Below are 22,826 nucleotides of genomic sequence, written 5' to 3'. Positions count from 1 at the left end.
CGGTAAGCGTTTACGCAAGTAGTCGAAGGGTCGGTTGGTAAGCCCCCCGGGGGCTTTCAATTACCCACAAATTCTCCTCCGACCATGGCGCCCAGTGCGATGTCAGTGAGGCGTGACAGCCCGCGCCACATGACCGTATTGCCGGGCGGCGGATCGCTGGCGCGGGCGAGGTAACCGCCGAGTCGGGCGATCTTGATCAGATAGTGCGAGAGCGTTTTGCGTCTTGCTTTTGGTTTATCGTTGACGAGGCGATCGAGCACGCCGATTTCAGTCGCAGTCAACGCGAGGGTTGGCGGCGCGTCTGGGGCGGAACGGTTGAGCATCGTCATCCAGAAGACCCGCCAACTCAGGATGCAAAAGAGCGAGATCAGATTGGTCAGACGCTGGGCGGTCCTGAGCTTCGGCTCCTCAGCTTTGCAGCCCGATTTGAGGATCTTGTGGAACACCTCGATCTTCCATCTCAAACCATACCATTCCAGCTTCTCAATGGCGTCGGTGCGGGAACCAACAGGCAGGTCGGTGATCAGCTTCCAATCGATCTTCTTCCTGTTTTTCGGCGTCCCGCGCTCTTCGGCATGGATCACCGTCAGGGTCAGAGCGGGATAGCGCTTCTGCTTTCCAATCGGCGGCAGGACGCGAATCTTGCGATACCTGATCTCAAGAATGGCCTGGTCGGGATCGCCGTTGCTGTCTCTGACTTCGATGCGATGGAGCCCTTTGACGGCGACCTCGTCCATTTCGTCAGCGATCGTGTGATCCCCGTCTCCAGCCAAGCGGTCGACGCAGGTCCTGATCAGCAAATGGGGTCCGATCTCCTGTGCTGCGCAGAAGAGCTCGTAGATGTCACTCTCGCGATCACCAATATGGATGCATCGTCCCGGATGATCCAAGAGTTGCGTAGACTGCTTGAGATTTTCCAACCACCGGACGCTTTCCTTTTTCTCGATGGGAACCCGGGTCGGATTGATCTTCCTTTTAAGCGCTGCCGTCCCCTTGAATTTCTTCCGGGTCCAGAACTTAACGGCCGCCAACCCCAGCGGCACACCCTCGATTGTAACTGCGAGGCTCGAATGCATGAGGATGCCGCAAACCGTGTGAGATCTGAGGCGCCCCGCCTTATCCCATCCACTGTTTATGCTCTTGGTGATGCCGATTGCTTCGGAATTTTCGCGCCGATAGCTAAATTCGGTTGTGTCATGCAGCACAAGAACGAGACCTTTTGTGGCTGCGGCGCGATCACTTGTCGATTGGAAATGGCCGGCCAGAATGTCCGCTTCGCTGACCCGGTCATTAGAGAAGAAGCGGTAGGCTGCCTTGGTATTCGCCCAATCCTGGCAGACGAGCGGAATGCTTTGTCCCATGGCGCTTCCAATCTGCGTGAGCAGCTTGCGGAATCTGTCGCCCAGCCGCGCGTCCCTAAACTCGCATCCACTAGTCTCTCGATCAATCCAACATTCACCCTCCAAGGATCGCAACCGGCCTCTTGCCGATCGATCCCTTAATGTCAGCCCCATAGAGCACCCCCTCGCGAATCAGGTGCTCAGCAAGGAATCACAAATGATTCTTTCGACTCAAGATTTCGCCGATCAGCAAATCAGGCCGAGTGGTCAAAGTTATGGGTAATTGAAAGCCCCGGGGGAACAGCTGGTCGCGGTAGACCAGGTTGAGGAGCGCCATCGGCTTGCGCGGCAAGGAATGGATCACGTGCCGATAATCGACGACCTGATCGTGCTTGCCATTGGGATGCGGCCGCCCGCGCGGCAAGGTGGGCCGATCAAGCGCGACGGCACCGTGTAGAACACCTTGCGCAAGGTGAAGCCGCCGGACGACGTCACGTGGACGATCACCTCTTCATAGTCCGACGTGCGGCGGTCCGCAGATTCTGAAGTGCCGTACGTTCACTGTCGATCCGCTTGGCGTTGCGGGCATTGCGGCGGCTGGCGATCTCATCGATGAAGCCACGATAGGCAGCGGGATCGTCGAAGTCGGCGGTGCCACGCAGCAATAGAGCGTCGCCGATCGCCCGCTTGAGATGACCATGCGAACTCTCGATCGCCCCGTTCTCATGGGCGATGCCACGATTGTTGCGGGAAGGCCGGATGCCGTAATGGGCACAGAGGTCTTCGTATCGCCGGTTAGATCGTCTTTGGCGTCGCGGTCCAGATTGCAAAAGGCGGCCGACAGGCTGTCGGTGCGATGCTCCCGTGGCGCCCCACCGAGTGACCACAAAGGCATTCTGCAGGCCTTCGGCCAGAGCGATGAAGCTCTCGCCGCCGAGCACGACCGAGCGGTACGCCCGCGATCGTGACACCCGATTCGCCCATGTTGGTGAAGTCGGACAGCGCTGACCCGGTTCGTGGGTCTGGCGGAAGATGACCTCCTGCTCCTCGCCGTGGATCGCCAGCCAGGCCCGAGCCGGCGCTCCAGCGTGCGACGGATGCCGGCGCCGAGCTCAGGATGGCGCCGGAGCAACTCCTCGAAAATCGTGATCGGCCGTACATCGGGGACGGCCTTCAGCATCGGCATCTTCTGCGACGGAAGGCGTCGATCCTTCTCGATCCGGTAAGCGGTCGAGGTGCTGAACGACGCCTTGGCGGCGGCCACGGGCGGGCTATCGGCCTGACGGTACTTCATTTAGAGCCTTCTCATTTGGTGATCCGTAAGCCTGGCACGCGAGTGATTCCTCTTGGCGGAAGAACCACTTGCATAACCACCCGGCCGCGATCACCAGTCGGCGCGGTCCGCTGTGGATCGCGCCGACGCCGGGCTCGTAACTCCGGTCGGGCTACGCCCCCCTGGTCACGAGCCCGGCATAGCCCTCTCACCATGATCGACGCTCCACTTCCATCCTGTTCGCCGCGCGGCGCGCCCGCGCCTAGAAATTGCTCGGAGACCTTCCTGGCGGTCTCGACGATATCGGCGTTGGGCGCCTTACGGCTAAGGATCGCGCCGCGCTATAGCGCCGACCGGAGCTGGCATAAGTGCAGCTGGACTAGTCAATTCTTGCGAACTGCACGCCGTCGTTGCCCGGGAGGCTCTGCAAAGCGCCAAAACTGGTCTGCCGCGCGACGATGCCATTCGGATCGGCTGGCGCATAACACCGCTTTGCTCTCTCACCGCGTCTACGCAAAGGCTAATTTTAGATTGTTTCGCGGCCATACGGAGGGTCCATGTTGACCGTTTCTTCAAAACCTCTTCAGAATGAACCATCAGGCCGAAGGCGTCCTCCGTCACCAGACCCGCAATCATATTGGTTCGCCATGGTCCACTTTGGCACGAACATTCTTTCGACTAATAAAGCGCCGGGAATAGGTGCAAAGTGGGCGAGCAGCATCTCTGACCGCAGGATGCGTCGGAGCCCATTGCGGCCGGGTTGGAACAGTAATGGCAGCCAGCGGGACCCATACTCGTTCGTGCGTTACCGGATCGCGTAACTGGGCGATCTTGTTCGTGCGAATGTCCAGCCACTCGAACGAACGACCATGGACGGCGACAAGTTGAGCCGGCCGCAGAGCAGCGAAATGATCCGCACAAGAAAGCCGTATCATTGGGACACAACCTGAGATCGATCTTGTGCGGTCGGTTTAAGATGATGCCGGTTCCTTGTTCAACTGTAGGAAAGAGGGACTTGACACTCGGCAGGTGACCACTCGACCTTCTCGCCGCTTCGATCGAATCTCTGCAGCCGATTTCTAACTGAATTGTTTACCCATTTTGGCTTGTTTGCATTCTTGGCCTGCGACTCCGATCTCGTCACTTCAGGCCTGACGATTTCGCAAATGGCGGGCCTCTTGCATCAGCTGACCCACTACTTCTTTTGGAGCCGGGCTGGTTCTTACGCGACGAGCCCCTTGGCCGCGCTCTGGCTGATGGTCCAGTTCACTATCCTGCACCTGGTGGTCTGAATCCGAACAATCGTGCGCGGGCGCCGTCGGAATGCTATGGTGATCCCGAACACCATCGCGCAATCAATGCTGCCGCCCTGTGGATGCTTTTATTTCCAGCAGAACCGTGAAAGAAGGCGCTGAGCGCCATCGATGGGAGCAATGATTCGGGATTCGCTGATACCTGCAGCGAAGCAAAAAAGCAGCATACTCGTACCAGCAAAGCCGGACGCAAACTGACAATCTGGAGAGGCTGGCGGCAGGCTGCCCTGCCGATCACGAGACCGGGAGTCGCCCGGCCCATTAGTGTGGCGCGATGGCCCGCTGTCGGATTGAGCGCTTGTGCTATGGCAATCCCAAGGTTAGCTAGCGCCTCCAGCTGCTCGGGCCCGCGCTATACGATCTCATTGCGGGACAGCTACCTGCAAGTGATCCGTTCGGACGCACGCACGGGACGGAAGAGTCGGGGCGAAGGTGAGCTGAAAGATCAGAGGCACACGGCGCGTGGCACTCGCCAGGACATTGGGTACACGCGCCGTGTGCATTCCGCAAAGCGCTCAATTAGAACGACATCGCCTACCCGCGGGATGTCTGTGCACTTCGGGCAGCAATGGCATAGCTGGGCTAGCTGACGAGAAGCTGACGACCATATCCTCGGCAGCCGCTCTTGCTTTGATCTGGCAAAGACATTGAAGAGGGGGTTTACTGGAGGGATTAGCGCTTGAAGCGACATGGAACGTCATGGCTTGCCTCGCTCGCGGTTTGGTAAAGCGCGCTCGATCACCCGAGTGTTCGCGGGGTATCATCTTTTCCCGTACCATCATGTAGAGCACAGCTTCATGTAGGTCTCGGGTGGACAGGCAATGCTGCGCGCAGCGCGACCACCGCCACATCATGCCTCGTTCCGAGCCGCTGGACCATGCCTACTACCACTGCCCAGTGTCCTTGGGGCCGTCGAGCCTCTGATCGCTGGAAGCGCCTCTTGTACGTATTCTGACGTCAAAACCTATTGCACCCATCCCGCGAACTTGAACGGAGGCGAACTCGACAAATCGAGCGGCTTGGTTGCATCATCGCTTTTGTACATTCGCCCGCTCTGGAGATGATGCGCCCACGTCTCAGGGCGGCGAAGTCTCCGGTGGGTGAACAAAGGCCATCTGGTCTTGACGCGGTTCATGTCTCAGCCTCGCTCACGAACACTCTGGCGCGCAGCTCGAGAGGCTACATCAATTCGTTGGTATGATATGGCGATGCTTAGAGAGCATATTGAAGAAATGGGCATTCGCATTTTGCAGCGGAAGGCAAGGCGACGAAACGTGCTTCATCGGGCACGATCTGATGGAGAAACCGCTCATGTCCAATGGTAGGCGCCTGCCTGACGTTGGCCGGTGAGAAACCGGTGGTCGCGCTGCACGCCCTCCGGCCGTTCCGCTGTAGCTGCCGCTAATCGTAAGCGCGCCTAACGGCCTTCTGAACGTCCTGACGTCTTCCCTGGGGCCACTTCCATTTGTGAATTGCCGCGAAGGCCTGTCAGGTTTCAGTAAGCTCGCCCGGATACAGAGCCGTTGAGGTTGGCGGGATATGGCAGGGACAGTGCTAGCGCACCAGAACGGTCGGCGCCGAGTCATGTTTCTCGTTAGCCTCATCAGCAGTGCGGATGCGGCAGGAGCCTTTCGTCAACTCAGCCCCCCGGCCGGTAGGGTCCGGACCGCGCCCGCACTGCTTCCAAATTTAAGGGGTTGATCACCGTTCTAGTAGTTATGCCCGTTCTGCCAGCTATGATCTGTCGGTCAGCTTCTTCCGCTGCTTTGGGGCTGGCTCCGCGAGGTGTGCAAGCTTAAGCGGGCGCAGATGCTGTTGGCGGTCGATGCCGGGATGAGATGACGATATCCCTTCCAGTGGGGGCGTCGGCCCCTCGAGGGTCTCCCGAACCCGTAGGCCTTTTGTTGAAGGCAATGTGGCGGCCGCCCAAAGCGAAGGGTCGTGCCGGGGCAGAGCGCGAGCTCGACGACAAGAAAGAGGCTCTTCTGGTGGCCACCGCCTGGTCTAGCTCTCCTACAAGGCGCGCGCGCTGGACACTGGAGCTGCAGGCCGACGAGACGGGTCAGATTGACGCACGAGAGCCTGTCGCGCGAGACGGCAGGGAGGCGCCTGGCCGAAAACGATTCAAGCCATGGCAGAGCACTTGATACATTCCAAAGTCGATAGGGAGGATGTCACGCGTGGAGAATGTGCTCGATTCCTACGCCGAGCCACCCAATCCGCGGCAACTGGTGGTCTGCTTCGACGAAAGCCCGGTCCAGCTCATCGGCGAGGTCCGCCCACTGGGCCAGTCTGTTCGTGGTGATCGACGTGAATCGTCCCCGCGCTAAGTGAAGCTCACCGAGCACTGGCCGCTACCGACACTTCGCCGAGTGCATGCGCGAACTCGCCGACTTGCGTTATCCCAAGGCCGATGGCGTCGTGCTCCATACTCTCGGCGCACTCTATCAGGCGTTCCCGACTGAGCAGGGTCGCAGGCTGCTGAGGGGTTTGGAGTTCCATTGCGCCTCAAAGCATACCAGTTGGCTCAACATGGTCGCGGTTGAGATCGGCCTGCTCGCCCGACAGTGTCTCGACTGGCGCATCGACAGTTATGCCCGTCTCGTCAGCGAGACCGCTCCATGGGACAACGTCGCAATGCCGAGCGCGCACGGATCTATTGGATGTTCACGACCAAAAAAGGCGCGCGCCAAATTGGGCCGTGCTCTATCCCAAGATATCTTACAGAGTGCCGAAAGCACAAAGAGTCAAAATCTGTGTCGAGAGACTAGGTGCCGATGAGCCCCTCGTTCAGCCAAATTGCGGCCGGTGAAAGAAGAACGCGGCCTCGGGGTAGGCTTTCGGCCGTGTAGGGCTCACCGTGGATCAAATAAAGGTCGTTGGGACATCACAGCTCGGCAGAAGACCTAGGCTCTGCAATATGTCGGTCTCACGACAGGCGAGGCCTCTTGGGACCGTGCGTCCAGTCGTGGCCAAACAACTCTCCCAGTTCGGGCACTTGCAGAGGTGGCTGATGGCCTGATGCCGGTGCGGCCGACGGTAGGGAAAGGTTCGGCGCCGGCGCCGAAGGAGCGGCCTCACGCCATTCGAAAGGTGCCGGCGAATCAAGCCTTGGCCCAAGACCGCCGTAGACATCTGAGGAAGTCCTCGCTGCAACAGGCGTAGCTTCACCCGGCATAGTGGACCGAGGGTGATGAACGAGTTGAACGTCGTTAGGGCCGTCCGATCCCAAGATGGCGGTGTAGCGTTCGCCGCCAATCTCGTAATTCATGATTGGATGTTCCGCAACAGGCAAGAAATCCCACTTGCCCAACGTGGACAACAACATGTCGGGAGCTAGCTGCGAGCGATGGGAAAAATCCTTGGGAACGGCGAAGGAAACATCAAAGGTGTCGCCTGCAGCGGGAGACCGCAGATGGATGAGCTGAACATCATTGGGGCCTCCCGGTCCCAACACGGCCGCATAGCGTTCACCGTGAATATCGTAGGTCTTTATCCGCTGTGCTGCATCCGGCAAGAAGCCCCAGCGGCCAAGCTTGGTGCGCATCATATCTGGCGCGGCCTGGGTGCCGTGAGAGAAATCCTCGCCAACGGTCAAAGACGCATCAAAGGTGTCGCTGGCTACGGGAAACCTCTGCTCAACGGTGGTCTGGGCCGCAGCGCCTTGGTTCATCATGCTTCCAAAGTGGTCTTCAGAGGCGGAATTCGGCTGCCGCGAGTTCGACTGCCAATTCGCGTCATCGAAAAGCTGTTCCTCGGCGAACCTTTGCAGCGGCGAGTGGGCAATTGAACCCATCGTTGGCCAGGGCACCGGTGTATCGAAGGTCGTCGCTGGCAGTAGGCCCTCTCGATCCGCGGCATCGAAAAGCGCTTCCTGAGCGACACTTTGTACCGGCGAGTGGATGATTGAACTCGTCGTTGGCCAGGGCACCGGTGTATCGAAGGTCGTCGCTGGCAGTAGGCCCTCTCGATCCGCGGCATCGAAAAGCGTTTCCTGAGCGACACTTTGTACCGGCGAGTGGATGATTGAACTCGTCATTGGCCAGGGCACTGGTGCATCGAAGGTCGCCGCCGGCAGGAGATCCTCGCGATCCGCGGCATCGAAAAGCGCTTCCTGAGCGACACTTTGCACCGGCGAGTGGAAGGTTGAACTCATCGTTGGCCAGGGCACGGGTGCATCGAAGGTCGCCGCCGGCAGGAGACCCTCGCGATCCGCGGCATCGAAAAGCGCGTCCTGAGCGACACTTTGCTCCGGCGAGTGGAAGGTTGAACTCATCGTTGGCCAGGGCACGGGTGCATCGAAGGTCGCCGTCGGCAGGAGACCCTCGCGATCCGCGGCATCGAAAAGCGCGTCCTGAGCGACACTTGGCAGCGGCGAGTGAGCGATTGAACTCATAGTTGGCGAAGGAGCCGGCGCATCGAAAGTCGTCGCCGGCAGGAGACCCTCGCGATCCGCCGCATCGAAAAGCACATTCTGGGCGACATTTTGTATAGGGGAATGGGCCGGTAACCCCATTGCATGCCCGACCTGCGGAGTATTGAACTTGGGCGGCAATGAGCCGCGCCCATCCGGAACGTTCTCCATCGGCTGCTCATCGGCCGGGCGCATGGGCGAGGGAGCGGGCGGCTGGATGACCTGGCGCGAACTACCTCCTTCGCCTAAATTGTTCTGCCGGGTAATCGCGCGATAGTGCCGGAGCCCGTTCAAGGCGGCGATGAGCGGCTTGTCCTTCGGAAATAATGTGCATGCGTGGCGAAGCAGTGTATCATCACTGAGCTTGGCAATGGACAAGGGGCGGAGCGCTGCCGCCAACTTCCGCAGACCGCTTGCATAGCCGCCGGCTGTGCTCTCGCCGATCGCTCGACAAAAACCTGCCTTGGCGACCTTTCTGATAAAACTCTCATCTTCCCTGGAAGGACGATAATGTGTTGAGAGGGGGGCAGCGTCGGCCTCAGGCTCGAGGTACTGATTGAGCATTGACAATGCCGGGGCGATGACCTTGTCCGTTGGCAGCAGCTTCCTGGCGTGACCGAGCAACGTATCGCCATCGAGCCAAGCCATTGATTTGCCAGACTTCTTCAGCAATTCAGCCAATTTGCGAAGTCGACGATCGTAAATACTCACGGTCCCAGGACTCTGTATTCCTCGCTCGAGAGCAGCGCCGGACGCTGCCTGGATGAGGCGATCGTCTTCCTCAGTGACATCATAAAGCGCCGCGTGAGGATATACGGGGCGCACCTCTCCCGCGTCTGCCAGGTGCTGTTCAAACGCCGCTTGCGGCTGCTCCACGGTCGCATCTGATGCAACGGACCCTGCATCGGCTGGGTTGATCGTGTTGAATCGGTCCATGATCAGTAGGCTCGCATCGCTCTCTCCTCATTTCGCTACTGACGTTAGCTTTCCAAAGCCTGACGTGGCCGAGCGCAAAGATAGAATAAAAGATGAATGATGGCCGACAAGTGCCTTCTCAAGAGCTGCAGCATCGCTCGTGGCGGCCAAAGAAAACGCCGATGAAAAATACGAGCATCGAGCGGGCGGCGAGCTACCGAACTCGCTCGATAGGGCATTCCACTCATCGGATGGGACGGCGATGAGGCAAAAGAGCTGCCGAGCCGCGGTACCGAACTGGAGGCTGGAAATGAGTGGCTCCCTAGCCATAACGGCGCGACGCCAATCAGCCGACGTGGACGCAATGATCGCTGATCTGCGGCCATGCGAACACCCCCACTGCGATATGCCCTTGCACGGTGTGCTGTCGCCACGCCTAAGTCACGCGCCTGGACACGCCTCATCGTAGGCTCTCTCGCTTCCGCCGTCAGGCCGATAGTCTCGGACAGGCGACGTCCGGTTACGCTTTTCCTGCAGCCTCCAGAATGATCGATGACGGCTTTCTAGAGCACGCGCACGCCACGTGGAATTTCTCAACGAGATCGAGTGGTACGGGTGAACAAGATTCGCCAACCGGTCTCGATGAGAGCCAAGCCAGTCGCTGCCGCCATGTGGCGGCCAACAAGAGGGTGCTCAATCGTGACACACAGAGTCGCGCCATGTTACGAGCGTGGTGATGACGCTCGATCGCAAAGTGTTGCACAGTGAGTTCGGATATACGCCTAAAACCCCCTATCGGAGCGGCTGCACAGTCCGTGTTGTCGTTCCAGTGGCGTCCGGCGCTGCCATTCCTGCTCCATCTTCTCCGTTGCTCTTGTTGCTCGAGGCGGAGGTACCGTAGTTGGCAAGAGGAATGGCGGCGCGATCGCCATTACTCGTGACGACGAACCGATTGTCCAGCAAGTCGAGCGGATCGTTCACCATGACTGCCAGATTATTTTTGGTCGAGCAGCCGAGCGTCGGGTCAAACGAATTGTCGTTCACGGCAGGTCCCACGATCAAAAGCGACGGACAGATCGGAAGAGTGGCTTCAAAGGTAATCGCCTCGATCCTCACGCCGGAACGGGGCGGTAGATCGACGGGGGCCGCTGACAGGCGGATGTTGTAAGGAGCAACGCCCATGGCACGGGCCTCGTGAGCCACTTGGGCAATGAGCCTGGGTGAGCCCGTGACATCCACATGGAGTGCATCCCGTCGTCCGCCACTAACATTCGCGATAAAGCTCCGCAGCTGAAGCTTCTCGGAGCCGCGAAGGCCCTGCAGCAGCAAGACACGTTTTCTCTGCTCGATTTGTATTGCTTGTTCAGCCGGCCCGGGATGGATTGAGGCACTATTTGCGCAGCCACTCAATGTTGCCCCAATAACGATCAAGTGACACAAATATCGCAAGGTCATTTGACGATCCTCATTCGATGATAAAGCCGGCCCTGCCGGTCAATCCCGGTGCGCTGGTGCGAGGCAAATCGCGGTCTCGCGGCGGCCGGGCCACCGTGTTCGTCAAAATCCGCCCCGCATCTGAGGGCGGTGCGATGCGGTCCGTTGGCGCACTCATCTTGTTCGGGTTCGATCCGGGGCGCACGATGTAGGGCGTGACAATAATGACCAGCTCGGTTTCACGTTTTTGAAATGATGAGGAACGAAACAGCGCACCCAGAATCGGGACATCGCCGAGCCAGGGAAACTCGTCGATATCAGTGTTGAAGTTGCGCCTGATAAGGCCGCCGATTGCAAAGCTCTGACCGCTGGCGAGCTCGACCACTGTGCTCGCCCGCCGAGTCGAGAGCGCAGGAACCGCCATGCCATTGATTTTGACTTCGCCTTCGCTCGACAGTTCGCTAACTTCGGGCTTCACACGGACATTGATCTGATTGTTGCTGAGCACGGTCGGGACGAATTCCAGGCTAACGCCGAACTGCCGGAATTGGACTGAAACCTGTCGATTATCCTGCATGACCGGAATCGGAAATTCGCCGCCGGCGAGAAAGCTTGCGGCTTCGCCGGACATCGCCGTCAGATTTGGCTCAGCCAGGATTGAGGCGAGGTGCTCGCTCGCGAGAGCGTCCAGAACAGCGCTGAGGTTGGCATTGCCGGCGCTAAATCCGATTCCGATTGTGCCGCCGCCGCCGGCCGGGCCGGACCCGCCCTTTTTGCCGGTAACAAGGAAAGCGCCGTTTGGGCTTGAGGCGGTGAAGTTGATATTGAGATCCTTTACGGCACTGCGGGAGACTTCTGCCACCCGTACGCTGAGATTCACCTGCAATGAGCCAGCGACCTGGATCTTGTTGACAACCAGCGCGCCCGACCCAAGAAACTGCTCAGTGACCTTCCTAGCAGTCTCGACGACATCGGGATTGGGCGCCGTACCACTAAGGATCGCCCCGCGCGGGGTATAGCTGACTTGAATCGGATAGTCGCCGACTTCGGCCTTCAGCGCCGCCCGAAGATCCTCGATCGGTTGGGTAACGATAACACGCAGCTCGGCGAGAGCCTCTCCATTGTCGTTCAGGGCGAACAGGCTCGTCCGTCCGGACTTTTTGCCAAACACGAAAATCGTGGTGTTCGAAGGCGCCTGATAATCCGCAATCGCCGGGTCGGCAATAAAAATGCTCGCAGCCGGTCCGGTCAGATGAACTGTCTTGCCCTGTGAGGAGGTAAGATTGAGCGTGCCGGCGGTGCCGGCTGGCGCAGCGCGTGTCGGTTCTCCTTTGCCATCGAGCTTTGTCTGAGCTGTGGCAGCAAGCGGAACTAGCAGAGCGACTGCGCACAGGACGTAGCAGAGGCGGGGAAAAGCGGCATACTGCGACCCGCTGGCGACCATCGACGGCTCATCAGCGCCGGCGGCATTGTTAATGACGTTCAAGGGAGTGTTGCTTTCAGGTTGGATCGGCTAGGCGGCCGATGCCGCGCCAATGAGTTCAAGGGTGTAACCGACGCCGCGCGCGGTCTTGATCCTCAGCGTTGCACCCGCCTGGCTCAAATGCGTGCGTAAGCGATAAATCCCGACTTCCAGCGCATTGGTCGAAACCTCGTCGTCAAATGCATATAAGCTGTCTTCGAGCGATGCGCGCGGAACGGTACGGCCGGCGCGGTTGAGCAGATGTTCAAGAATGCACACTTCGCGGCGCGCAATTCTGAGGATTCGACCACCGACCGAGACCTGTCGCGCGATCGGATCGAAATGCAGATTCCCGAATGTCACTACCGGAGCCGTCATTTGCGTTGACCGTCGCAAAATAGCCCTCATGCGAGCAACGAGTTCGTCGATAGACACGGGCTTGGGCAGAAAATCATCCGCGCCCGCATTGAAAATTGCAATCCGCCGTCTGAGATCATTGAGACTGCTCATCATCACGGCCGGCATTGACCGTCCCTCGCGCCGCAGCTGCTTCAGCCAGTCCAATCCGTCTCCATCGGGCAAATCCGATTCGAGCAGGACCATGTGGTAGTTCGCGCAATCGAGCGCGGCCGCCGCCTCATCCAGCGTGCGTGTCACGTCGACGGCGAAGCCGCAATTTAAGAGCGCTTCCTTCACGTCGCGGGCGAAGTCCGCATGATGATCAACCAGGAGAATTCGCATTTCATCGCCTCTCGTCCATCCACGTCAAGACCCGAGCGCTTCACGAGTGACCATGGGGCTCGAACGAACTGAGAGGCGGCTGGATTGGTGTGAATTCGAACAGCCCGAAACGAGAGGGCGGAACATGTTGACGGTCGATCAATATCTGCCGGTCCATTGTCATCGGATGGACCACGGACCCCTCGGGACTGCTTACGGCGTCGGCGCCGCTCAACATGCCGCTCATGCGAACAAGAGGGCCGATTCTGTTTGAAAGACTGGAGGCCGCGGCAGCCCGCTGACGCGTTGGTAGGCCGATCACAGCCGTTCTTGTGTGCACTGAGCCGGCCGCTGCCATGCAAATAGCGCCAGGCCGCGCAAGCGTAAGCGGCAGCGTGACAGGGCGGAGCGGCTGAGCACGGTGCTTTTGAGACGTTCGCAATTCTTGCTACCTGTCAGGAAGAGTTCACGCGAGCGGAGCGTGTGTCGCGGGGTTGTCGCAAATCCTACAATCTGACGCTAGGTGAGATTCAAGTGCTTTTGACCGCTGGTCGTAGCAGTGCTCTCGAACTCGCAAGGAGTCTTAAGCCATGACGACACGTCCTAAACCAAACTATCGAGTTGCGCGTAGCGCGTGTCCCTCTCCCCAACGTCATGAGCATTTCGTCAGTCCAATCGAAGCGTAGCTTGAGCCAAAGGCGATGACAGTGTGTGAAGGCGGTTGTTTTTACTAGCCCTTAAGGTGTGACGTCACGGTCGTGCGGTCGACCTCGTGCGTGGCAATTCAGCAGGGAGACAGTGGCGCCCCGTGATGCTTCTATGTGACGCGCAGGACCTAACCTCTGGGATGCAGGCGCCAGAGCGCGCAAGCCGATTTGACCGGCAAGGGACTAAGGATTGCCAAGCGACATTCTTGAATGCTGCCTCCATACATCACGAGCGACTATGGGGCATTTGGGCAAGAAGGGCAAAATCGATTGTTTTGATGGAACGCATCCAGGTAGCGAATAGACCATTGTGCGACGGCACGGCTTGCCGCGTGTGCGAGACTCTATTGACTTGATCTTTGATGCGATCGCGTTGGAGCTCTTGTGTTGATCTCACCATCGATGGCAGGTCGAGCTGCGGAAACGATCGATGCGCGGCCTTAGTGGCTCACGTCATTTGAACTCCCTTCCAATGTGTCGGCGGCGACTGGATCGATGCGAGGAGAGCCCGGAGCACTAGAATGAGGCTCGTGGAAGACCGAAAAATGGTGCGAGTGTGTCCTCCTCTACAGGGTCGGGTACCTCTTGGCATGTGGGCGCGCGTTAGTCCCTCGCGTAGGTCAAGGGATAGGTTGATCAGAGCCTCTGGCCAAGCCATTACCGTTGTTCGTGAAGCGGCGCCGCTGGGATGACCCTTCCTTCGGGTGTCATCTAGTCAGCATTAAGGGACTACGAGCATGACGCAGTCGCCAGTCGGCTAATCCTTACTCTCCAGTCTCCCGCTTGAAGGGATTTTCTTCGTTGGCCACTCGATAGCTTTCCAAATTGCCGCCCAGGAACAAGCGCTCTGTCTCACGAGTTGGCGTTCTGCCAAGCGGACACACATCAAATCCGCATCCGCATCGATGTTGTCGCTATCCTCCATATTCATTCCTAGGCCAATACTGCTCAGTACGTCGTCTGGCGTCCAGACCGCAGACGCCACTTCAGAAAACCTGACCTACGAGGTTGTGATGTTGGAATAGCCATCGCAGCGACTTGCGCCTCGTTGCGACAGGCTGCTTTTGTACAGGCGCGAGCGCGCGTGGTGTCTGGAATCAGACAAACGGCTTGCGAGCACGCGTCTTTAAATGTGCAATCTGCGGTACTTATCGAGGGAGAAGAGTATATGAAGTTTACTGGCCGAGCACTTCCGATCCTGTTGTCCTTGCTTTCGGCCGGGAGCGTGAGCGCGCCGGCGAGAGCCGATGAGCCCTCGCCGAAATACACCGAGGTGCTCAGTGCCCTCCAGGCGGGGAAGAATGTAAAGCTCATACTGGACATGAGCCGCTGTACCACAGCGGAGGGTGGCAAGCCTGCGTCGGCGACGCAAGCCGGTCTGGTCATCAATGCCTTCAGGGTGACCGTCCAGAACGGCATCAGCTTCGCCAATGCTCATCAAACGGTCGACAGCTCCGGACATGCCGTGACCGAGTACATCCGCCATAGCCTTAGCCGCGAAGGCAAGCTGACGGTGCGAGCCTCGAAACTTGTCGTCGGGACCACCGAACTCGTGAACCAGGGCGAATTCATCTGCGAACTGCCGGATGGGGCAAAGTTCATCTGGTAACGAAGAGCACAGAGCAGGGGGCGCTTCAAAGACCTGATTCGTTAATCGTGCGGACACCTTCGCACAGATGCCGATCCTTTCGATCGTCAGGAACGATCAGAGTGTTTTCTGACGGTCGTTTCATCGGGCGAGGATCAAGTTGCACGAACTTGCTGCTCAGGTAACTCATGAGGGCCGCCGATCTTTGGGATTGGAAGATCGGCGGTTCAGGCAGCCGTCGTATGTGGTGAAAGCCAAGGCGCTCAGTTGAACGCTTCAGATGGCTCGCCAAGGACGTCCTCACGCTGCGCCTGCCGGTCTTTGCAGCACGCGAGGATTGCCACGTTGGCGTTGATGTCAGCTCTGTTTCGGAACGAGCGCACGAAGCGGCCTCTTCGATGGATGGATCTGGCTGAAGGCCGGCTAAGAAGCCTCGATCGTCTATGGCGCAACAGCGGCGTCACAACTTTCATCCCCTGCCCGCTGCGCCGTCATTCCTCGCGAAACGAGAAAGTTCCTCCTTTGCTGTCGAGCCCCTGCCGGGGTGCGCCGTCGACCGCCTTCGGCCTGTCGATCACCATCGAGGCCGCAAGGTGCGGGCTCGGAAAACTTCAGATCAAGGAGAACTTCCATGGCGACCATCGGCACCTTCAAGACGACCGGCAACAACGAGTTCAACGGCGAAATCGTCACCCTCTCGCTGCGGGCGAGGAACGTCCGCATCGTCCCCGAGACCAGCCGCTCGGGCGACAACGCCCCCAGCCACCGGATCTATGTCGGCCGTGTGGAGATCGGCGCCGCCTGGACCAAGCGCTCCACGAGGGCCGTGACTATCTAGGTCTCAAGCTCAACGATCCGAGCTTCACTGCTCCGATCTTCGTCAACCTCTTTCACCGCCGAGGAAGGTGAGGGCTTCAGCCTGATCTGGTCCCGCCCCAGCCGTCGCAACGGCGACTGACCCGATCCAAAATTGCCTCGCCCGGTTAGTGCGGGCGGGGTACTACCTTGCGCAGGAGCCGGCCGCGATCTTGCGGCAGCGTCGCATCACGACCATGCGAGCTTCGCAGGATGGACGCACTGAGTCCCTCAAGGAGCTTCAGTCGCAAGCAACCGAGGGCGCGTCGTCGTGCTTGAGGTGTCGCTTTCGGACATTGTAACTCACCAGCCAGATCACGCCGATTGCGATCGGCACGAAGGCTGCGGTCAGGAACGAGGGCTCTACTCGCAGTCCGACATCATGCGCGCCCTTGGCAAGATAGCTAAACAAGCTGACCACATAATATCCTATCGCCCCGACCGACAATCCTTCGACCGTGCACTGCAGCCGAAGTTGCTGTCTCGCGCGCTCGTTGAGAGCCTGCAACAGGTCACGATGCTGTCGTTCGATTTCGACGTCGACACGGGTTCGCAACAGATCGGCGGCACGCGCGAGCTTGACCGACAGAGCCGCCTGACGATCCTCTACGGTCGCGCAGGTTCGCATTGCGGGCGCCATGCGACGCGCCAGAAACGACGACCAGGATGGATAACCCGAGACATCCTTGCCTTCAATGATGGACAGTCGCGATTGGACCAGCTCGTTGTAGGCCCTGCTGGCGCCGAAGCGAAACAGGCTGCCGGTCGCGCCTTTTTCGAAGGAGGCGGCCAGCGCCGTCAGCTCGGCAAGCAGATGGTTGTTGAACTGCAGCCCCTCACCGCTTTGCATTTTTTCGAGCGCCTCAACAAGACGGCGGTCGATGCGATCAACGGAAGGTGCAAGCTCAAGGGCCGCCGACAGGCCAAGCAGCGCCAGTGGACGGTAGGTCTCGATCTCCAGGAGCCGTTGCACCAGCGCTCCGAGATCGTGCGACGTCAATCCGAGGTCGCAGACGAGGATTTTCGTAAAGCCTTTTTCGTCTACGCGGAAGTCTGAGGCGGCAACGCCTGCGCCGCTCTTTGTGGCAACCATAGCCAGGCTGTTCTTGTCAAAAACCTGTTCGGCGCGCCTGGTCGGCGAGGAGTCCTGCTCCACTTCTAGCCTGATCGCGACTAGCAACTGTCCGGTCTGACGCAACGCGCGGATCAGCGATAGGACGGTACCATCAACTTTGTCAAATCGGTCTGCGGGAGAACCATTTGTGTTACTCCAGATCCAGGTGAATGTTGTGAATTCCGAATGCTGCTCCCAGCGTAGCGTAGCGGGCCCGATGACAATCTGATGAAGTTTCACCGATTGCTCAGGCGGCGGAAGATTGCGCTCGATGCAAAAATCGATAAAACGGCAGCGATCGCTTGTGGCCGCCTCACCCTGCGCAAGAAAAGCCAAGTGGATCACGCTGAATGGCGAAACAAGGCGCGTGAAAGGGCGCGCGTGCACTTCGCCGAGCACGGCGTCGCGTTGCGGATGTGGCGTGAAGGTTCGCAGATCCAATTCATCGACCATGTATTGACGCCTCTCTTCAGGGTGAGCAAGCAACGGTCAGCCGCGCGAGGCCGTGGCAAGCAGCAGCGTCTTCCGTTCCCCCAGCGGGCTGCAGACAGGCGACCTCCGGTGCGGCAACCACATTGTCGATTGACAGATCGAGGCCCAAACACGTCTGCCATCTTGCTGCGCTGCCCTGACGCGGAGAGGCGCTGCAGGATTTGGGCCAGCACTGTAGAAGGGGCACGCTCCCGTCCTTTGGCGCGATGTGGCTTTCGAAGACAGTTGGAGGCGCGTTTCAGACATGAAGCGCGCTTGTATTCTGACAGGATGCGTAGGTGGCGCAGGCCACAGCAAATTGCCTGCTTCGCACGGTGATCGCTCGCCAGGCGGCTACATTATCTGAGACGCCATGCTGTGGGCGGATTTGTCCATGCAGAGGCCGGCGACTGACCGGACCCGGACCAGTCGGGCAAGGCTTGGCCGATGGGCTGATAACGTTACGTCGCGTGAGGTTGACGTGATCACGCAGCCGGAGCGCACGCCGTCATCGTCTTTTGACGTGACATTCAGGGCAGTGCAAGCGCCGCAGCTCGACCGCAGTGAGGCAGAATGCGCGCATGGGTGGGGCGAGCGCCAGAACACCGGGTGCAGCAGTAATATCGGCATCCTGGCCGGGGGCAGATGAAGGACGATCGGCCGGCAGGTGGATCGCTCAGCGCATCGATTTTTGTCGTGCGACCGCCGCGCGAGCGGGCCGATCGCCTGATTGTGCTCCCTCCTTTTCCGCCGGAGGCACAACGATGAGCTTTGATCGAGGCCGAGCCGAGCTACAGCGCGACGGAATCTTTGCCGAGCTTGGCCATCGCCTCAAAAATTGCGCACCATCGTCCGCGCTCGGCCTAACGATTCAAGCGATTGTAGACGGTCGTGTAGGGCCATATTCACGCGGACAATCGCGTCCCCGATTGCAGCATGTGAACGATGCCGCTGATGATGCGCCGATCGTCGTCCCGCTCCAACCCCGTCAGCAGATGAGGTTCGATGCGCGCCCATTGCTTGTCATTCAGCCAAAACAGACCCTCACGCATTCTCTCGCCCCGAATCAACCACACAGGCCAGAGAATCACGTGATGCTAATCAGGTACAGACCCTAGTATGTTCATGAACAGTATGTTCATGAACAACTACTGAATGGCGGCGGGCAACATGGTAAGTTCATCCTGCCCTACAGCCACGATCTTATCAACCGAAAACCCGTTGAATCGCGCCATATCCGTATAGGCGCCCACATTCTGGAATTCAATCCAATCGCCTTCGCTCAAATCGCGTGGCAGTGAATACGAGAATCCAAGCCTGTCCATGCTGTCGCAAGTTGGGCCAAAGATGATGAAGTCCTGCCACTCCTCAGTCTGGATCGGCTGTCCCCCACGCCAAGCGCGGGTGGGGAGCAGAAAATATTGTCGGGCAGGTGAGAGCCCGCTGTAGATGCCCGCGCCGCAGTAGAGCGCCTCGCCTTTTCTTAAGATCACGCGGCAAAACAAAGAGATGCTATCGTGAACCAGTGCTCGTCCGGGTTCACACAACAGTTCAACACGCTTTAGTGCATCCGTTCCGCGCACCACTTTCGTGATCTCGGAGAGCATGCGCAAGGGAGAGTGATAGGGGAAGTTCAGATAATGGCCGGGAAAGCCGCCACCGATATCGAGCGCCGTGGGGGCCGGAGAAACAGCTTCTATAATGTCGACGGCCGTCCGAATGCCATGCAGATAGGGATCGACAACGATCGTTTGGGAACCTGGATGAAAGGACAACCCCGTGGTCCAGCGCGATTGCGCGTTGACGAGATCCTGCAGACGGCTCGCTTCGGCGGGCGAGGCACCAAACTTGCCGTTTAAGTCTATGATGGCGCACGTCGCGCTACACTTGAACCGGACGTAGATTCGTATTTCCGGATCATGCAACGGCAAGGCTTCGAGGAGCTTCCGCAGCTCGGCTTCGCAATCGATGACATAGTCGCGAACTCCCAGATCGCGGAACGTCCGTTCGATATCGCGACGAGATTTCACGGGATTCATGAACCATGAGCGGGCCCCGGGAACAGTGGAATGGACAAGGTAGGCTTCGGCCAGCGACGCCACGTCGAATCCGGCCACTCCGGCGCGAGAGACCGCGTGAAGAATTTTGGGCAACGGATTCGCCTTCACCGCATACAGCACGCGTCCCGAGAAATGCTCAGTAAATTCGCGCGTGACGGATGCAAGACGCCCCTCATTGAGCGTATAGAAGGCGTCGACTTCCGCCCTTTCCAATGACCTTACCAAGCTCATATTGGACCATTCCTCTCGCGCCAGAGGCGGAGTAGCCAGCGCCGTTGTTGCCTGCTGCGAGAGCAATGACCATGCCAGCGTTCCTCGCGCATTAAACCGCCTGGCTACGCTTTGAAACAGTTCGCCATGCGCCACGGCGCGTGATGTCTTGGATCTTACAGCTTTTGTACACGGCTGTGAAAAACCAGACAAAGATTACAGGGCCGACGCATGCGGATCATGCATCACGGCCTTAATCTCTGGTCGAAATTCGCCCTGGCCTAAGACAAGGACCAGGCTATAAACCGGGGCGGCGGTCGCCAGTTTGAAGGCCAACCAGTGTCCTGAACCAGAAGTTCGCAATATCGCATCGTGTTGTACCAGGGCGTTGTAACGGCAGAAGCGTTCGATGGAAGCAAGGATGTCATTGGCTGACTTGGTCCACCGGAACGGCTTGGGATCTGCGTTATGTCGTTCGATGAACGAGGCGATGTCTGCCAGAAGGGCGGCTACGCTGCGATAGACACCGCGCCCGATCTTCTTATCGGTAAGAAGCGCGAAGAAGCGCTCGACCTGGTTGAGCCATGACGAACTGGTCGGGGTCAGGTGCACATGCCAACGCGGCCCTTTGGCCAGCCATTTCCGGATCGGCGGCGTCTTGAGCGTTGCATAGTTATCCATGACGAGATGGACGTCGAGTTCGCCCGGTACGGCGGCCTCGACCTCGTCGAGGAACTTGCGGAACTCGGCGTCCGTAACATTTGCCGATGACCCGTCCTGTCGCAATGTCGAGCGCGGCGAACAGCGATGTGGTGCCGTGCCTTTTGTAGTCATGACTCCTTCGAGTTAGGCTGACCGGGACGCATCGGCAGCATCGGCTGACTGCGGTCCAGCGCCTGGATTTGGGACTTTTCGTCTACACACAGAACGATAGCATGTGCCGGCGGCGAGACGTAAAGGCCGACGACGTCGCGCACCTTGGCTACGAAGTTCGGATCGGTGAGAGCTTGAATGTCTCCAGCCGCTGCGGCTGGAGCCCGAAGGCTCGCCAGATGCGTTGCACCGTCGACACCGACCGGCCCTTGGCATTCGCCATGCCCCGAGAACTCCAATGAGTGGCGTTCTCTGGGCAGCTTTCCAGCGTCCTCACGATCACGGCTTCGATGCGACCATCGTCAATGGTGCGCGGTGCTCCCGAGCGCGGCTCATCGTGCAGCCCAGCCACGCGCTGCTCCACAAAGCGCCGCCGCCATTTGCCTACCGTCCCCCGCTCCAGGCCTAGCTTGGCCGCCACTTCCTTGTTCTGACCGCCTTCCGAGCAGGCCAGCGCGATCCGGGCTCTCAGAGCCAACGCCTGCGCCGTCTTTCGCCGCATTGTCAGCGACTGAAGTTCAGCACGCTCATCATCGCTCAACACCAGGGGCGCAAGTCGCTAGGCCGCCATCAGATCCTCCGTCGCTGTTGCAGCCGCCATCTCTGGCACAGCGACGCGAATCTAATGCGAATCTGCGATTGCAAACTTGTGACTCGCGACACTAGTAGGGTTAGCTGTCGAACAGCTGACCAGACTCATTGCTTGAAGAAAATTCGGGGTCCTTCCTATGACGGCGAGCCTGTTGTTCATTGCAACCCGAGTTTGGGAGACGGTGCCATCGTCGCTATCCGCTCCACGGCGGCGCCGTGTGAAGGTCCGGGAGAAGCAGCGCGGCGGAAGCGTGGCTGTCGGTGAGCAAGCGCGGCGTAGAGAAGCATGCCTGGGCCAGCTTGCATCGGCTCCGAGTGGATCTCCTTTAAATGCTCGACAAGATGCTAGCTGTGATCCGAAAAGCTGAGTCTCGCCGCAGCCGTCGGTCTCATGTCCGGCCCGGAATGGCTGAAGCTCATTGTCCTCTGTCGGGACTACTGAGGCGAGGCCTTGTGTCGGGGCGCCGGGCGCTGGCCGTAAAGCACGAGTCGGGCGTGCGGCGTCGATCCAGGCAGCCGCAACACACGGGTAATGGCTTAATGCACAACATCAAAAAGGCTGTGCAGCCGCGAGACGTTGAACTGCCAACCAGACGTGGCTGGACCACAAACGATTCGGATGCATAAAAACCGCGGCGGCAAGGACTAGCGCACGGCGCCTCAGTTCGGAAAAGAAAACGGGGCGTTGACGCTTGCAGCCGATGCGCCACACAATGCACCACAACATTGGTCGCGCCTTCAAACATATCGCCGTGCAAGCCTTTGGTGTGACCTGCAGGCGCAGCTAAAGACCTAGAGCAATCTCCGCGGTCCATCGTATCGGCCCCTCCTTCCCATCTCCGAGAACGGCGCGTTTCCGGTCAAAGTAGCGATAGATCCCAGGCACCGACGCATGAAAATTTGACTAGCATCAGTCTTCCTGGGTTGATCCAAAGCGACCAGCCGGGATGGCCCAAGTGCGCTTGCCGCTCGCGGGTTGCACTCCTGTTGCCAACGGCAGGATGGTGATGGCTTAGGTCAGAACGCCGGGGCTGCAGTCGTCCACCATGCTGGCGCGGAGCGCGTTGTCCGTGATCTTTCTCGCCGGAGATGGCCGCAGACCTCGAGGCTAGCCAGACGGTTCGAGCTGGCATTGATAAAGCTGATAGCCCGCGATTCATTATTACGAGAGGCTCGCCCGACCCGATCTGCCGGAGATACCCAACTGAGTGATTTCGTGAACGTTGATGCTCCCGATGTTTGACGCTCCAAGGCGTTTGTCTTCAAAAGTATCTGAGTCCCGTGCACATAGCGGGGCGCGCCTACGAAGGGGGGCCTCGAGGGCGAGCATTCTTGCAAAGTCGCGGTCGGTTCATCATACCGATAGAAAAAGCGAGAACATGCGGCGCCTGCAAGACAATCAAGTGAAGATCCGCAGCAATCCTCGAATGCACCAAGCGCCACGGGGTGCAAAAGAAAGCTCAGCGTCCAAGCATTGCCTTAACGA

Annotated in this window: 8 protein-coding genes and 5 pseudogenes; 3 read left to right on the top strand and 10 right to left on the bottom strand. The window is 59.0% G+C overall.

From position 1 onward, the window contains the following. Positions 1 to 56 precede the first annotated feature (56 nt). Both N2603_RS40215 and N2603_RS40210 read right to left on the bottom strand, forming a co-directional pair. On the bottom strand, positions 57 to 1,514 hold the full coding sequence (locus N2603_RS40215) for an IS4 family transposase (RefSeq protein WP_260386544.1): 1,458 nt from the start codon (positions 1,512 to 1,514) through the stop codon (positions 57 to 59). A 118-nt stretch (positions 1,515 to 1,632) separates the two neighbouring features. After that, positions 1,633 to 2,634: pseudogene (locus N2603_RS40210) on the bottom strand (IS21 family transposase); the annotation flags it as partial. A 3,053-nt stretch (positions 2,635 to 5,687) separates the two neighbouring features. Between N2603_RS40210 and N2603_RS45145 the strand changes: the two are divergent. Continuing rightward, positions 5,688 to 6,707 (top strand): annotated as a pseudogene (locus N2603_RS45145) (transposase). Positions 6,708 to 6,855: 148 nt separating this feature from the next. Here the strand turns inward: N2603_RS45145 and N2603_RS40205 are convergent. The 4 genes from N2603_RS40205 to N2603_RS40190 form a co-directional block, all read right to left on the bottom strand. After that, a complete protein-coding gene (locus tag N2603_RS40205; RefSeq protein ID WP_260386543.1) occupies positions 6,856 to 9,276 on the bottom strand; it encodes a hypothetical protein in 2,421 nt (806 codons plus the stop codon). A 771-nt stretch (positions 9,277 to 10,047) separates the two neighbouring features. After that, the gene (locus tag N2603_RS40200; RefSeq protein WP_260386542.1) at positions 10,048 to 10,710 is read right to left on the bottom strand and encodes a CpaD family pilus assembly lipoprotein; all 663 of its coding nucleotides are present in this window, start codon (positions 10,708 to 10,710) and stop codon (positions 10,048 to 10,050) included. 10 nt (positions 10,711 to 10,720) lie between these two features. Continuing rightward, entirely contained in the window at positions 10,721 to 12,175 is a 1,455-nt protein-coding gene (locus N2603_RS40195; protein ID WP_260386541.1) for a type II and III secretion system protein family protein, read from the bottom strand. A 27-nt stretch (positions 12,176 to 12,202) separates the two neighbouring features. Beyond that, positions 12,203 to 12,892 carry a response regulator gene (locus N2603_RS40190; RefSeq protein WP_260386540.1) on the bottom strand — a complete coding sequence of 230 codons (690 nt, stop codon included), beginning with the start codon at positions 12,890 to 12,892 and terminating at the stop codon, positions 12,203 to 12,205. A gap of 1,854 nt (positions 12,893 to 14,746) precedes the next feature. Between N2603_RS40190 and N2603_RS40185 the strand changes: the two genes are divergently transcribed. Both N2603_RS40185 and N2603_RS40180 read left to right on the top strand, forming a co-directional pair. Continuing rightward, complete coding sequence (locus N2603_RS40185; RefSeq protein WP_260386539.1) at positions 14,747 to 15,187, top strand: VirK family protein; 441 nt, start codon at positions 14,747 to 14,749, stop codon at positions 15,185 to 15,187. Between the two features lie 610 nt (positions 15,188 to 15,797). Next, positions 15,798 to 16,124, top strand: a pseudogene (locus N2603_RS40180) (DUF736 domain-containing protein). A 138-nt stretch (positions 16,125 to 16,262) separates the two neighbouring features. Here the strand turns inward: N2603_RS40180 and N2603_RS40175 are convergent. The 4 genes and pseudogenes from N2603_RS40175 to N2603_RS40160 form a co-directional block, all read right to left on the bottom strand. Beyond that, positions 16,263 to 17,588 (bottom strand): DUF3422 family protein, encoded by a 1,326-nt coding sequence (locus N2603_RS40175; RefSeq protein ID WP_260386538.1) that lies wholly within the window; start codon positions 17,586 to 17,588, stop codon positions 16,263 to 16,265. Positions 17,589 to 18,186: 598 nt separating this feature from the next. Continuing rightward, positions 18,187 to 18,658: pseudogene (locus N2603_RS40170) on the bottom strand (transposase); the annotation flags it as partial. A 96-nt stretch (positions 18,659 to 18,754) separates the two neighbouring features. Further along, the gene (locus N2603_RS40165) at positions 18,755 to 20,032 is read right to left on the bottom strand and encodes a type III PLP-dependent enzyme domain-containing protein (RefSeq protein WP_260386537.1); all 1,278 of its coding nucleotides are present in this window, start codon (positions 20,030 to 20,032) and stop codon (positions 18,755 to 18,757) included. 240 nt (positions 20,033 to 20,272) lie between these two features. Next, positions 20,273 to 21,251, bottom strand: a pseudogene (locus tag N2603_RS40160) (IS630 family transposase); the annotation flags it as partial. Positions 21,252 to 22,826: the final 1,575 nt, after the last annotated feature.

The sequence above is a fragment of the Bradyrhizobium huanghuaihaiense genome (assembly GCF_025200885.1).
In the GTDB taxonomy this organism is placed as follows: Bacteria; Pseudomonadota; Alphaproteobacteria; order Rhizobiales; family Xanthobacteraceae; genus Bradyrhizobium; species Bradyrhizobium huanghuaihaiense.
Note: the sequence above shows the minus strand (reverse complement) of the source record. Positions and strands in the feature narration are given on the sequence as shown.